Annotated in this window: 14 protein-coding genes; 5 read left to right on the top strand and 9 right to left on the bottom strand. The window is 64.8% G+C overall.

From position 1 onward, the window contains the following. Positions 1-57 precede the first annotated feature (57 nt). Positions 58-1,128: an Obg family GTPase CgtA gene (cgtA, locus tag ACN4F8_RS07560; RefSeq protein WP_419472992.1), complete on the top strand. Its 1,071-nt coding sequence runs from the start codon at positions 58-60 to the stop codon at positions 1,126-1,128. A 21-nt stretch (positions 1,129-1,149) separates the two neighbouring features. Then, positions 1,150-2,316, top strand: coding sequence for a glutamate 5-kinase (gene proB, locus ACN4F8_RS07555; RefSeq protein ID WP_419473010.1), 1,167 nt, complete (start codon positions 1,150-1,152; stop codon positions 2,314-2,316). 23 nt (positions 2,317-2,339) lie between these two features. Here the strand turns inward: proB and ACN4F8_RS07550 are convergent, their stop codons facing one another. Next, entirely contained in the window at positions 2,340-2,873 is a 534-nt protein-coding gene (locus tag ACN4F8_RS07550) for a CNP1-like family protein (protein ID WP_419472991.1), read from the bottom strand. After that, complete coding sequence (locus ACN4F8_RS07545; protein ID WP_419473009.1) at positions 2,870-3,511, bottom strand: RNA pyrophosphohydrolase; 642 nt, start codon at positions 3,509-3,511, stop codon at positions 2,870-2,872. The genes ACN4F8_RS07550 and ACN4F8_RS07545 overlap by 4 nt, the downstream gene beginning before the upstream one ends. 197 nt (positions 3,512-3,708) lie before the next feature. Here ACN4F8_RS07545 and ACN4F8_RS07540 point away from each other — a divergent pair, with 197 nt between their 5' ends. Together ACN4F8_RS07540 and ACN4F8_RS07535 are read left to right on the top strand one after the other, a co-directional pair. Continuing rightward, a complete protein-coding gene (locus ACN4F8_RS07540; protein ID WP_419472990.1) occupies positions 3,709-5,454 on the top strand; it encodes a proline--tRNA ligase in 1,746 nt (581 codons plus the stop codon). Further along, positions 5,451-6,080 (top strand): lytic transglycosylase domain-containing protein, encoded by a 630-nt coding sequence (locus ACN4F8_RS07535; RefSeq protein WP_419472989.1) that lies wholly within the window; start codon positions 5,451-5,453, stop codon positions 6,078-6,080. Before ACN4F8_RS07540 ends, ACN4F8_RS07535 begins: the two co-directional genes overlap by 4 nt. Before the next feature lie 6 nt (positions 6,081-6,086). Here the strand turns inward: ACN4F8_RS07535 and ACN4F8_RS07530 are convergent, their stop codons facing one another. The 5 genes from ACN4F8_RS07530 to hemA all read right to left on the bottom strand — a co-directional run bounded on the left by ACN4F8_RS07530 (position 6,087) and on the right by hemA (position 10,961). Further along, positions 6,087-7,091 carry an AAA family ATPase gene (locus ACN4F8_RS07530; protein WP_419472988.1) on the bottom strand — a complete coding sequence of 335 codons (1,005 nt, stop codon included), beginning with the start codon at positions 7,089-7,091 and terminating at the stop codon, positions 6,087-6,089. Positions 7,092-7,279: 188 nt separating this feature from the next. Next, complete coding sequence (gene grxD / locus ACN4F8_RS07525) at positions 7,280-7,603, bottom strand: Grx4 family monothiol glutaredoxin (protein WP_419472987.1); 324 nt, start codon at positions 7,601-7,603, stop codon at positions 7,280-7,282. A gap of 53 nt (positions 7,604-7,656) precedes the next feature. Continuing rightward, positions 7,657-8,496, bottom strand: coding sequence for a peptide chain release factor N(5)-glutamine methyltransferase (gene prmC / locus ACN4F8_RS07520; RefSeq protein ID WP_419472986.1), 840 nt, complete (start codon positions 8,494-8,496; stop codon positions 7,657-7,659). After that, entirely contained in the window at positions 8,493-9,584 is a 1,092-nt protein-coding gene (gene prfA / locus ACN4F8_RS07515; protein WP_419472985.1) for a peptide chain release factor 1, read from the bottom strand. Before prfA ends, prmC begins: the two co-directional genes overlap by 4 nt. 78 nt (positions 9,585-9,662) lie before the next feature. Beyond that, positions 9,663-10,961 (bottom strand): glutamyl-tRNA reductase, encoded by a 1,299-nt coding sequence (gene hemA, locus ACN4F8_RS07510; protein WP_419472984.1) that lies wholly within the window; start codon positions 10,959-10,961, stop codon positions 9,663-9,665. A 63-nt stretch (positions 10,962-11,024) separates the two neighbouring features. Here hemA and ACN4F8_RS07505 point away from each other — a divergent pair, with 63 nt between their 5' ends. Next, positions 11,025-11,276, top strand: a complete 252-nt coding sequence (locus ACN4F8_RS07505) for a hypothetical protein (protein ID WP_419472983.1) — start codon at positions 11,025-11,027, stop codon at positions 11,274-11,276. 1 nt (position 11,277) lies between these two features. Here the strand turns inward: ACN4F8_RS07505 and ugpQ are convergent, their stop codons facing one another. Together ugpQ and ugpC are read right to left on the bottom strand one after the other, a co-directional pair. Further along, positions 11,278-12,030 carry a glycerophosphodiester phosphodiesterase gene (gene ugpQ, locus ACN4F8_RS07500; RefSeq protein WP_419472982.1) on the bottom strand — a complete coding sequence of 251 codons (753 nt, stop codon included), beginning with the start codon at positions 12,028-12,030 and terminating at the stop codon, positions 11,278-11,280. A 2-nt stretch (positions 12,031-12,032) separates the two neighbouring features. Continuing rightward, entirely contained in the window at positions 12,033-13,037 is a 1,005-nt protein-coding gene (gene ugpC, locus ACN4F8_RS07495; RefSeq protein ID WP_419472981.1) for a sn-glycerol-3-phosphate ABC transporter ATP-binding protein UgpC, read from the bottom strand. Positions 13,038-13,044: the final 7 nt, after the last annotated feature.

Raw genomic sequence — 13,044 nt, 5'->3', positions numbered from 1 at the left:
CCCAGCGGGCTTTTTGTTTTGGATTTTTAGTGGGGATGCGTCCCTGGAAAGCATGTCATGAAATTCGTGGATGAAGCCACCATCGATGTCGCTGCGGGCGATGGCGGCAACGGCTGCGCATCATTCCGGCATGAGAAGTACAAGGAATTCGGTGGTCCCGACGGTGGCGACGGTGGACGCGGAGGGCATGTGTATGCGATCGCGGATGCCAGCCTGAACACGCTGGTGGACTTCCGCTTCACGCGCCGCTTTGAGGCCGAGCGCGGAGAACACGGCAAGGGTTCCGACATGTTCGGCGTCAAGGGCGACGACATCATCCTCAAGATGCCGGTCGGCACCATCATTGCCGATGCCGAAACCGGCGAGGTTCTGCACGAGTTGTTGCAGCCCGGCGAGCAGATCACCATTGCCAAAGGCGGTGATGGTGGTTTTGGCAACATGCATTACAAGAGCTCCACCAACCGGGCGCCTCGCCAGAAAACGCCGGGCTGGGCTGGCGAGAAGCGCACCTTGAAACTGGAGCTCAAGGTTTTGGCCGACGTGGGCCTGCTTGGCATGCCGAACGCGGGAAAGTCCACGCTGATATCGGCCATCTCGAACGCCCGTCCGAAGATCGCTGACTATCCGTTCACCACGCTGCACCCGAATCTGGGTGTGGTCCGGGTCGCGCCCGAGAAGAGCTTTGTGGTGGCCGATGTGCCGGGCCTGATTGAAGGTGCATCCGAGGGTGCAGGCTTGGGCCATCAGTTTCTGCGTCACTTGCAGCGCACCCGCTTGTTGCTGCACATGGTGGATGTTGCGCCGTTTGATGAAGGCGTTGATCCCGTGGTGCAGGCCAAGGCCATCGTTGCCGAGCTCAAAAAGTACGACCAGAAGCTGTATGAAAAGCCGCGCTGGCTGGTGCTCAACAAGCTGGACATGGTGCCTCTCGACGAGCGCGAGGCCAAGGTCAAGGACATCGTGAAACGGCTCAAGTACAAAGGCCCGGTGTTTGAGATCTCCGCGCTCACCCGCGAGGGTTGTGAGTTTCTTGTCCAGAAAATCTACGAACACATCGCCAGGGTGCATCAGGCAACGCTGGCACCGGTGGACATTGACCCCCGTTTTGGCGCGCCCTCTCCCAACTGAACGTTCTCGCCCATGTCGACCATGCTCCTTGCAGACAAGACCGGTTTGATACCGTTGCGCGCCGCCAGCGGCCCACTGAAAGCAGCCCGCCGCATTGTGGTCAAGGTGGGGTCCTCGCTCGTGACCAACGAGGGCCGGGGGCTCGACGAGGTGGCGATTGGCCAATGGAGCGAGCAACTCGCGGCTTTGGTCAAGGAGGGGCGTGAGCTGATCATGGTGAGCAGCGGCGCGGTGGCCGAAGGCATGAAGCGCCTGGGTTGGACGGTACGCCCCAAAGAGATCAACGAGTTGCAGGCAGCGGCAGCGGTCGGGCAAATGGGACTGGTGCAGATGTACGAGTCGAAGTTGCGTGAATGTGGCGTGGGCAGTGCGCAGGTGTTGTTGACACACGCGGATCTGGCCGATCGAGAGCGCTACCTGAATGCCCGCTCGACACTGCTCACGTTGCTGCAGTTGGGTGTGGTGCCTGTGATCAATGAAAACGACACCGTGGTCAACGACGAAATCAAGTTCGGTGACAACGACACCCTGGGCGCCTTGGTGGCCAACTTGGTCGAGGCCGATGCGCTCGTGATCCTCACGGATCAAAAAGGCTTGTACACCGCCGACCCGCGACGCGATCCCGCCGCGCAGTTCGTGCACGAGGCGCGCGCTGGGGACCCCCAGCTCGAAACCATGGCAGGTGGTGCCGGTAGCGGCATCGGCAAGGGCGGCATGATCACCAAGATCCTGGCCGCCAAGCGTGCGGCGGGTTCGGGCGCGTCGACCGTGATCGCCTGGGGGCGTGAGCCACAGGTGTTGATCCGCCTGTGCGAAGGCGAAGCCATCGGCACTTGCCTGGTGGCCAGCACGCCGAAAAATCAGGCGCGCAAACGCTGGATGTCAGACCATCTGCAACTGCGTGGCGCGGTGCTGGTGGACGACGGCGCGGTGGGCAAGATCGTGGGCGAAGGCAAGAGTCTGCTGCCGATCGGCATGACAGGCGTTGACGGCGATTTTTCTCGAGGCGACGTGATCGCGGTGCGCGATGGTCGTGGCGTGGAGGTGGCGCGTGGACTGGCCAACTATGCGAGTTCCGAGGCTCGCTTGCTGTGCCGCAAGTCGTCGTCGGACTTTGAGCGTCTGCTCGGCTACGTCGCCGAGCCCGAGATGATCCACCGCGACAACATGGTGCTGGCCCGCACCTGAAGTTCACACCGCACAAAAGCGGTTCAGCGGTATCGGTCGGTGATGCCCGTTTTCAAGGCGCTCAGTATCTTCTGGGGATTTCCCATGACCGCTTTCCCGTCACAAACGCCTTGACGCGCCAGCATCATCGCAGGGCGGGTGGGGCCGCGAAAAGACAGTTCTTGCCACGCGGCGTCGGGGCTGGTGTTCCAGCCACCTTTGTCGCTCAGTCGGGCATAGGTTTTTGCTTCAGCGGTTGCGCAACGGATGCCTTGGTACAGCACGTTGAGTGCCCCACTGGCGCTGCGCGCCACCATCACGTAGCGGACCACCCCATCCTCGCCCACGATCAAGCTGCCGGGATCGATGCCGTAGGTCAGCGCAGAGTCCCTCGTCACCTCAAATGGCTGGAGTGCTTCCGTGCTGAACGCTGCAGGCGGTGTTGCTGAGGACTCCGTCCAGACGGGCTCTTCCTGGAACCTGGGTTGCGCATGAAGCAAGGGCGTGAGTGCAAAAAGTGCAGCAAACGCGAGCGCCGAGGTGAGGAACTTCGGGCGGCATTGGGAATGGAATGTCATTTGAATGGGTGGTTCGCGGAACGGCCATCGTTCTGCGGATCGGGGTCAAAGGTAGCGCCGGGGGGCAATTCCAGTCCCATGGGGACACAAAGCGACGGCACTGATTCATCGCCCTCTTCCTGGCGCTGGCGAACGCCACCGCGCAAGAAACGGTTGCGATGATCAGGTCTGGGCAAGTAGCGGGACAGTTCTGTAAGCGCCATCTCGTAGACGCCGCGTTTGAACTCGACCACCACATCCAGCGGCACCCAGTAGTCGTGCCAGCGCCAGGCGTCAAACTCTGGATGACTGGTTGCACGCAGGTTCAGGTTCCAGTCTTGCGCCACGAGACGCAGCAAATACCAGATCTGTTTCTGGCCTTTGTAATGACCTCGGGCATCCCGGCGGATGAAGCGGTCCGGCACCTCGTAGCGCAACCAGTCCCGCGTGCGGGCCACGATGCTGACGTGCTCGGGCATGAGGCCCACCTCTTCGTGCAGCTCGCGGTACATCGCCTGCTCAGGTGTCTCGCCTCTGTCGATGCCACCTTGCGGAAACTGCCAGGAGTGGGACCTGATGCGTTTGCCCCAGAACACCTGGTTTCGCTGGTTGAGCAGAATGATGCCGACATTGGGCCTGAAGCCTTCTCTGTCAAGCATAATCAACCCCAAATTTTTAAACTGTGACCATTATGCATCGCGCGATGCGAGTTGCGAAGTGATCACACACCTGTTGTCTCTCTGAGCGCTGCGGGACGCCCCAAAATTGTGCCCACTCGGGCCGGTTTGTCCGGTACATCTGTTCAGAGTCTTCCCTTGTAGAACCCACCGAGCTGCCAGCAGGCGGCGTTTTGCCCATGAAAGCCTCCCAGTTCTTCATCTCGACCCAGAAGGAAGCCCCGGCCGACGCCGAAGTGGTGAGCCACCAGCTCATGACGCGCGCAGGCATGATCAAGAAGCTCGGCGCTGGCATCTACAGTTACATGCCCATGGGCTTGCGTGTGATCCAGAAGGTGGAAGCCATCGTGCGCGAAGAGATGAACCGCGCCGGCGCGGTGGAGCTCACCATGCCGGTGATCCAGCCGGCCGAGCTGTGGCAAGAGACGGGGCGGTTCGAGAAGATGGGCCCGGAGTTGCTGCGCATCAAGGATCGGCACGACCGCGACTTCATCGTGCAGCCCACCAGTGAAGAAGTGGTGACCGACATTGCGCGCCAGGAACTGCGCAGCTACAAACAGCTGCCGAAAAACTTTTACCAGATCCAGACCAAATTTCGCGACGAGCGCCGTCCCCGTTTTGGTCTGATGCGTGGACGCGAATTCATCATGAAGGACGCTTACAGCTTTGATCGCGACGAGGCGGCGGCCAAAGCGAGTTACCAGGTGATGGCCGCGGCCTACCGCCGCATCTTCGACCGCTTCGGCTTGCGCTACCGCGCCGTGGCGGCCGACAGCGGCGCCATCGGGGGCGACCTGAGCGAAGAGTTCCAGGTGATCGCGGCCACGGGCGAAGACGCCATCGTGTATTGCCCGAACAGCGACTACGCAGCCAACATGGAAAAAGCCGAAGCGTTGGCGCCCGTTGCCCCGCGCGCCGCGGCGGCCAATGCCATGGTCAAGACGCCCACGACGGGCAAGAGCACCTGTGCAGACGTGGCGGCTTTGTTGGGCGTGCCGCTGGCCACCACGGTGAAGTCGCTGGTGCTGGCCACCGACACGCTCGGCGAGGCGGGGGAGGTCGTGGGCAGCCAGGTGTGGTTGCTGCTCTTGCGCGGTGATCACGACATGAACGAAGTCAAGGTGAACAAAGTGCCGGGCCTGAACGCTGGTTTCCGTTTCGCCAGCATTCCCGAGATTGAAGAACACTTCGGTTGCCGCCCGGGTTACCTGGGACCGATCGGCTTGAAGAAGCCGGTGAAGCTGGTGGTGGACCGTGAGGTGGCCGTGATGGCGGACTGGATCTGTGGCGCCAACGAGCCCGACTTCCACATGACCGGCGTGAACTGGGGCCGCGACCTGCCCGAACCCGAGCTGGTGGCCGACATCCGCAACGTGGTGGAGGGCGATGCGTCGCCAGACGGCAAGGGCCAGCTTGCCATCGAGCGTGGCATCGAGGTGGGCCACGTGTTCTACCTCGGCACCAAGTACAGCAAGGCCATGAGCGCCACGTTCCTCGGCGAAGACGGCAAGCCCGCGCATTTCGAAATGGGTTGCTATGGCATCGGCATCACGCGCCTGCCGGCTGCGGCCATTGAACAAAACCACGATGAGCGCGGCATCATCTGGCCCGACGCGCTGGCGCCGTTCACCGTGGTGGTCTGTCCCATCGGCATGGACCGCAGTGCCGAGGTGAAGGCCGCCGCCGAACAGCTGCATGCCGACCTCTTGGCCGCAGGCATCGACGTGATCCTGGATGACCGGGGCGAGCGCCCGGGCGCCATGTTTGCTGACTGGGAGCTCATCGGTGTGCCGCACCGCGTGACCATCGGCGACCGTGGTTTGAAGACGGGCCAGGTGGAGTATCAGCATCGGCGTGACGCGACTGCCACGCAGGTGCCTCTGGCCGACGTGCTGGCGCTGCTGAAGGGAAAGCTCGGCGCATGAAGCCGCTGGCCTGGTCGCGTCGCGAGTGCCTGCTGGGAGCAGCGTCGCTGGGGCTGGGCTCGTTACCCCTCTGGGCGCATGCAGGCGGTCAGCTGGAAGAACCGCTGGCCGATTCGGTGCGTGGTGCGTTGAGCGCAGCCATTGCCAACAGCGCACCGCCCGTGCCTGAGTTCACCGACCTGGAGAAACGCCTGGCCTACTTGCGCTGGCTGGGTGCCAGCAGTGGGCGGTTACAGCGGCGCAAGACCGACTTTCAAACCCGTATCGAATTCCTGCAGACCGTGTGGTACGAGTCGCGCCGGGCGGGATTGGACACCACCATGGTGCTCGGCCTGATCCAGGTGGAAAGCGCTTTTCGCAAATTCGCCATCTCGCGCGTGGGAGCGCGCGGCTACATGCAGATCATGCCGTTCTGGTCGCGCGTGATCGGTGACGGCGACCCCAGCCGGCTCTTCAACATGCAGACCAACCTGCGCTTTGGCTGTGTGATCCTGCGCCACTACCTCGACCGCGAACGCGGCGATACGTTCATGGCGCTGGGCCGCTACAACGGCAGTCGGGGCAGAGCCGAATACCCGAATGCGGTGTACGCCGCAGCAAAGAACTGGGCCCACCCCGACGCTTGAAGCCTGTTACTGCAGAAACCCGATCCGGCTCTTGCCCGCGCCCGCCTTGGGCAGGTCGTCGGGTTCCACGCGGTAGCGGTTGTCCAGCCGCGCATTGCCGAAGGCCGTGACCAGCGCACGGCGCATGTCGCGCGGTGCCAGCATCGCCAGCCGGTCCAGCACGTCGTCGCCCGGCACCGGGTCGAAGTGTTGCCCCCAGTCGTGTTCACCCAGGATGCCGCGGTACAGGTGGGCCGCGATCTTGCGCGCCGCCTCCAACGTGGGCGGCGCGATCTCGAACACGTTCATGCGGTTCATGATCGGCTCGGGAATGCAACGTTCGTTGTTGGCGGTGGTGACCCAGATCACCTGGCTGGCGTCGATCGGCACCTCGGCGAACTCGTCCACGAAGTTCTGCGCGGTGTCGTGCTCCAGCAGGCTGTAGAGCGCGCCCAGCGGGTCGTACTGCGCGTCCGCATTGGCCTTGTCGATCTCGTCGACCACGATCACCGGGTTGGCGTACTGCCCGTCCACCAGCGCCTCGAACACCTTGCCGGGCTTGGCGCCTTTCCATTGCGACGACGAGCCTGAGAGCAACCAGCCTGCTGTCATGGAACTCATGGGCACGAGGCTCATGCTGGTGCCCAGCAAATCGGCCAGTTGTTTGGCGAAGTGGGTTTTGCCCACGCCGGGTGGGCCGAGCAAAAGAATGGGGGTGACTTCCAGGCTGTCGCGGCTGTCCTGGCTCAGCGCCACGTGGCGCTTCACGTCGTCGAGCACCTCGCCAAAATTGGGCAGCAGGTCGTAGAGCGGGGCCATGTCGGGCACGCCCGAGGGTTTCACGGCGAAGCGCTGTGGGCCGCGCTCCAGCATTCGTTGCCAGGTGTTGCGCAGGCTCTCGTATTCGCGCTCGTTGCCGCTGGCCTGCAGTTTGGCCAGCTTGCGCTCGACGTCGTCGGCGCTGAACACGCTGCGCATCTGGGCGATGGGCAGACCAAGTGGGGGTGAAGCGACCAGGCTGCGTGAGCTCATGCGGTTCTCCTTGAAGGTTCAGTGGCGGTTTCATTCAAGCACAAGATGTGCCCGTGCTGAATGCCGAAAAGCCCCATGAAGACCCCGTTGACCGCCGGATTGACCAGGTCCGTGCAAAACCACTCGATTTGCGCGCACCAGAAACGACAAAGCCACCCGAAGGTGGCTTGGCGTTGGATTGAATCGCTTCAGCTCTGGCCGGTGATGACCTGCTGCAGTTCGCCCGACTGGTACATCTCCATCATGATGTCCGAGCCGCCGACGAACTCGCCCTTGACGTAGAGCTGGGGAATCGTGGGCCAGTTGCTGTACTCCTTGATGCCCTGACGCACTTCGTCGTCTTCCAGCACGTTCACGGTCTTCAGCGTCTTGGTCTCGACGCCGCAGGCCTTGAGGATCTGGATGGCGCGGCCGGAGAAGCCGCACATGGGAAAACTCGCGTTGCCCTTCATGAACAGCACGATGTCGTTGGATTTGACCAGTTGGTCGATTCGGGTTTGGGCGTCGCTCATGGCTGAAAGGTCCTTCTGCGGATGGGTCTGAAGTGACCCGGGAACGGCTTGCATTATCGCGCGTGTGGCCATTGGCCGCCGCTGCAGCGCTCGATGGCCGCGAGGTCGGTGCGGCTGCTCACGTGGTCGAAGCCGGCAGCCTGCAACAGAGCACGAACCGCCGCGGCCTGGTCAAAGCCGTGTTCGATCAGCAGCCAGCCGCCGGGCAGCAGCGCGTTGGATGCGTTGTAGATGATGGTGCGGATGTCGTCCAGGCCGTCGGCACCGGCCGTGAGGGCACTCAAAGGCTCGTGCGTCAGGGCGGCCAGGTGCGGGTCGCCGTCGGCGATGTAGGGCGGGTTGGTCACGATCACATCGAAGCGCTGGCCGGGCACAGCGGCGAGCCACGAGCCGGCGTGAAACCGCACGGGCAGACCCAGGCGCCGCGCGTTGCCGCGGGCCACCGCCAGGGCCTCTTCGCTGGCGTCGGTGGCGCTCATCGATGCCCGGGGTCGCTGCGCGGCGATGGCGAGTGCAATGGCGCCGCTGCCGGTGCCGAGGTCCAGCACGCGGGCCGTGTTGCTGCTGGAGTCCACCAGTTCCAGCGCCCAGTTCACCAGCGCCTCGGTGTCGGGGCGGGGCACCAGCACGCGCGGGTCAACGGCCAGCGACAGGCCGAAGAACTCCTGATCGCCGCGCAGGTAGGCCATGGGTTCGCCGCGCTGGCGCCGCCGCACCAGGTCATCGAGACGCACCGCTGCGTCGGAGTCCAGCGCGTCCCCGTCGTGCGCCATCAGCCAGGCGCGGTCGTGCGGGCTGCGCTGCAACGCGAGCAACAGCAGCATCTGCGCATCGATGCGCTCCAGGCCGTCGCGCTGCAGCCGCGCCAGGGTCTCGCGAAGGGTGAGGTTCATAGCGCGCCGTTGCGCTGTTCAAGCTCGGCCAGCAGCTCGGCGCCACGCGCCACCTGCAGCGCGTGGACCATCTCGTCCAGATCGCCCTCCATCACCTGCAGCACCTTGTAGAGCGTGAGGTTGATGCGGTGGTCGGTGATGCGGCCCTGGGGGAAGTTGTAGGTGCGGATGCGGTCGCTGCGGTCGCCGCTGCCGATCAGGCCCTTGCGCGTGGCGGCTTCCTTGGCGGCGCGCTCGCTGCGGTCTTTTTCCTGCAGGCGCGCGGTGAGCACCTGCAGCGCCTTGGCCTTGTTGCTGTGCTGGCTGCGGCCGTCCTGGCATTCGGCGGTGATGCCGGTGGGCAGGTGTGTCACGCGCACGGCGGAGTCGGTCTTGTTGATGTGCTGGCCGCCGGCCCCGCTGGCGCGGTAGGTGTCGATGCGCAGTTCGCTCGGGTTGAGCTTGATGGCCTCGGTTTCATCGGGCTCGGGCATCACGGCCACGGTGGCTGCGCTGGTGTGGATGCGACCCTGCGTTTCGGTGGCGGGCACGCGCTGCACGCGGTGGCCGCCCGACTCGAAGCGCAAGCGGCCGTAGGCGCCCGGGCCGGACACGCGCAGCACCACCTCCTTGTAGCCGCCGAGCTCGCTGGGCGATTCGCTCACCGTCTCGACCTGCCAGCGCTGCTTTTCGGCGTAGCGGGTGTACAGCCGCGCCAGGTCGCCGGCGAACAGCGCCGATTCGTCGCCGCCGGTGCCCGCGCGGATCTCCACAAAGGCGTTGCGCTCGTCGTCGGGGTCTTTGGGCAGCAGCAGTTGCTGCAGGTCGGTGTCGAGCTGGGCCATGTCGGCCTGCGCGGTGTCGATCTCTTCGCGCGCCATGTCGGCCATGTCGGCATCGCCCAGCATCTCGTGGGCCGCGGTCAGGTCGGCTTCGCGCTGCAGGTAGCGGTTGAACACCTCGACCACGGTGGCCGCGTCGGCGTGTTCGCGGCTCAGCGTCTTGAAGCGCTCCATGTTGTCCACCACGTCGGGCGCGGAGAGCAGGGCGTCGAGCTCGTGCAGGCGGGCGCGTTGGCGCAGCAGGGTGTCGCGGACGAAGGGTTTCATGGGTGGGGAATGTCGGTGTCGGCGAACAGGGCATCTGGCGGGCCTGGACCCGCCGACGGCCGCAGCCGGAACAAGCCGCTAGGCTTGTGGATCGCGTGGCGACTTCGCCGACGACTCACGCAAGAAGAGGCGCGAGACGGTCTGTGCCGTGGCGGCGCGCGCGGCGTTGTCGCCGGTGTGCAGCTCGGCCAGCGTGCCGTGCAGCATCTTCTGGGTGAGGCCTTTGGACAAGGCTTCAAGCACGGCTTCCACCGGTTCGCCCTTGGCCAGCATGCGGCGCGCACGGGCGAGCTCCACCGCGCGCCACTCATCGGCCTGCGCGTTGATTTGCTGGATCAAGGGCACCACGCCGCTGGCGGGGTTGCGCTGCTCCATCCAGTTCATGAAGCTGGCCACGCCAGCGTCGATGATCACCTCGGCCTGGGCCACGGCGGCCTGGCGGTTCTCCTTGCCGGTCTGCACCACGGTGGCCAGGTCGTCCACCGTGTAGAGGTACACGTCGGTCAGCGCCTTCACTTCAAACTCGATGTCGCGCGGCACCGCGAGGTCGACCATGAACATGGGGCGGTAGCGGCGCTTTTTCAGCGCCCGCTCCACGGCACCCAGGCCGATGATGGGCAGCGTGCTGGCGGTGCAGCTGATGACGGCGTCGAACTCGTGCAGGCGGTCGGGCACGTCGGCCAGGCGGATCACCTGCGCGCCAAATCGGTTGGCGAGTTTTTCGCCACGCTCCAGCGTGCGGTTGGCGATCGCCATGCTCTTGGGCGTTTTGGCGGCGAAGTGGGTGGCGGCGAGTTCGATCATCTCGCCCGCGCCCACGAACAGCACGCGGATGTCCTTGAGGTCTTCGAACAGCTGCGAGGCCAGGCGAACCGCCGCTGCGGTCATGCTGATGGAGTGGGCGCCGATTTCGGTGGAGCTGCGCACTTCCTTGGCTACTGCAAACGAACGCTGGAACAGCTGATGCAGCGTGCTGCCCAGAGCGCCCGCGTCGTTGGCGGCGCGCACGGCGTCTTTCATCTGGCCCAGGATCTGCGCTTCACCCAGCACCATGCTGTCCAGCCCGCTGGCCACGCGAAACGCATGGCGCGCGGCCTGGTCGTCGCGCAGCACATAGGCGTGGTCGCGCAGCACGTGGGTGCTCACGCCCCCGGTTTGGGCCAGCCAGTCCAGCGTGGGGTCCACCGCTGAGGCGTCGCCCGCGCCGTAGAGCTCGGTGCGGTTGCAGGTGGAGAGCAGCGTGGCTTCGGGTTGGCGCGCCAGGCTCTGGCGGTAGCCGTCTAGCGTGGGCTGGATCTGGTCGAGCGCAAACGCAAAACGGCCCCGCAAATCGAGCGGAGCCGTGTGATGGTTGATGCCGAGGGTCCAGACAGACATGGTCCGATTATAAAATTGATCGCTTATGCATGTCACTGTCAACTCTCGATGACACCTTTATCTGTGTTGGCCCATCTCGCGGGTTTTGTGGCGCCCGCGCTCGGCGTCGGTTTGCTGTTGTGGGCCGGCCTGCGCATCCGCCGCAAAGGGCGGCCGGGTTTCGGCAGCGCCTTGCAGCTCTCGCTGTTGTGCGTCGCCGGTATCGCGGTGTTGCTGGTGGGGCTGGTGTACTTTGGCCGCGACGGCAAGATTGCGACCTACGCGGCCCTGGTGCTGGTCCAGGGCACCCTGGCCTGGTGGCTGCGCGGGCGCTGAATCAGGCGCCGGGTGCGAACAGATCCACCCGGTCGGTGATGATGCCGTCCAGGCCCAGGTCCAGCAGTCGCCGGGCCGCCCAGTCGTCGTTCACCGTGTAGGCCAGCATGCGCAGGCCGTTCGCGCGGGCGGTGGCTACCAGCGCGGCGTCCCACAGCGCGTGGTTGCAGACGATGGCCACGCACTCCAGCGAACGGGCCACGTCCAGCCAGCCGTCCCACAAGGTGTCCAGCAGCAGGCCGCGCGGCAGTTCGGGTGCGGTGAGCATCGCGCCCTGCAAGGCCTCGGGTCGGAACGAGGTGAGCAGCGGGGCGCGGTCCGGTTGGTCTTGCCAGAGCCGTTGTGCGGCTGCCGCCACGGCCCGACCGGTTTGCGCTTCCAGGCCCGGCGTGGGTTTGATCTCGATGTTGAGCCAGCAGGCGTTGGCCTGGCAGTAACGGGCCACGCTCTCCAGCGTGGCCAGGGGTTCGCCCGCGAAGCCGCGCGAATGCCAGCTGCCGGCATCGAGCTGGCTCAAGGCGCTCCACGACTGGTCGCCGCCGATACCTTGGCCGTTGGTGGTGCGTTCCAGCGTGTCGTCGTGCAGCAGAAACGCCACGCCGTCGGCGCTGAGCTTGGCGTCGCACTCGAACATGCGGTAGCCGTGACCAGCGCCCAGCCGGAACGCGGCCAGGGTGTTTTCAGGCGCGAGCTTGCCAGCGCCTCGGTGGGCAATCCAGCGCGGGTAAGGCCAATGTTGCAAGTGATCAGACATGGCTACACCCGCTTGCCGGTCGCAGCATCAAACCAGTGCAGCCGGTCCAGCCGCGGCTGGGCGTGGATGGTGCTGCCCACCACCGGTGCGCCCTGGTCTTCGTGGGTGCGGATGATGAGCTTTTCATCGCCCAGGCGCACATGCACCAGGCGCTCGGCGCCCAGCAGCTCCACGGTGTCCACGTGCAGGGCCCAGCCTTCCGTGCCGATGTCCAGGTGCTCGGGGCGCACGCCCAGGATCTGGCCCGGTTTGCCGCCCGGTGCGTTCTTCAGCAGGTTCATGGGTGGCGAGCCGATGAAGCTGGCCACGAACGTGGTGGCGGGGCGCGAATACACCTCTTCGGGCGTACCGAACTGCTCCATGTTGCCGGCGTTCATCACGATCATGCGTTCGGCCAGCGTCATGGCCTCCACCTGATCGTGCGTGACGAACAGCGAGGTGATGCCGAGTTCGCGGTGCAGCTTCTGGATCTCCAGCCGGGTCTGGGCGCGCAGCTTGGCGTCCAGGTTGGACAGCGGCTCGTCGAACAGGAACACCTGCGGCTGGCGCACGATGGCGCGGCCCATGGCCACGCGCTGGCGCTGGCCGCCCGAGAGTTCGCGCGGCTTGCGCTCCAGCAGGTGGCCCAGCTCCAGAATGCCAGCGGCCTTGTCCACGCGCTGCTTGATCTCGGCGATCGGCACCTTCTTGATCTTCAGGCCGTAGGCCATGTTGTCGAACACGGTCATGTGCGGGTAGAGCGCGTAGTTCTGGAACACCATCGCGATGTCGCGCTCGGCCGGCTCCAGTTCGTTGACCACACGCTCACCGATGCAGATGTCGCCACCGCTGACTTCTTCGAGCCCGGCGACCATGCGCAGCAGGGTGGATTTGCCGCAGCCCGAGGGGCCGACGATGACGATGAATTCGCCGTTGCTGATTTCGGCGTTGACACCGTGGATGACTTGCAGCTCGGTCTTGCCGGAGCCATAACGTTTGACGACGTTGCGCAGGGAAATGGAGGCCATTTGTTCT

Origin of the sequence: Hydrogenophaga sp. (assembly GCF_048549895.1) — a bacterium.
GTDB lineage: Bacteria > Pseudomonadota > Gammaproteobacteria > Burkholderiales > Burkholderiaceae_C > Hydrogenophaga.
The sequence above is the reverse complement of the archived record's forward strand: the minus strand, read 5'-3'. Positions and strand labels throughout refer to the sequence as shown.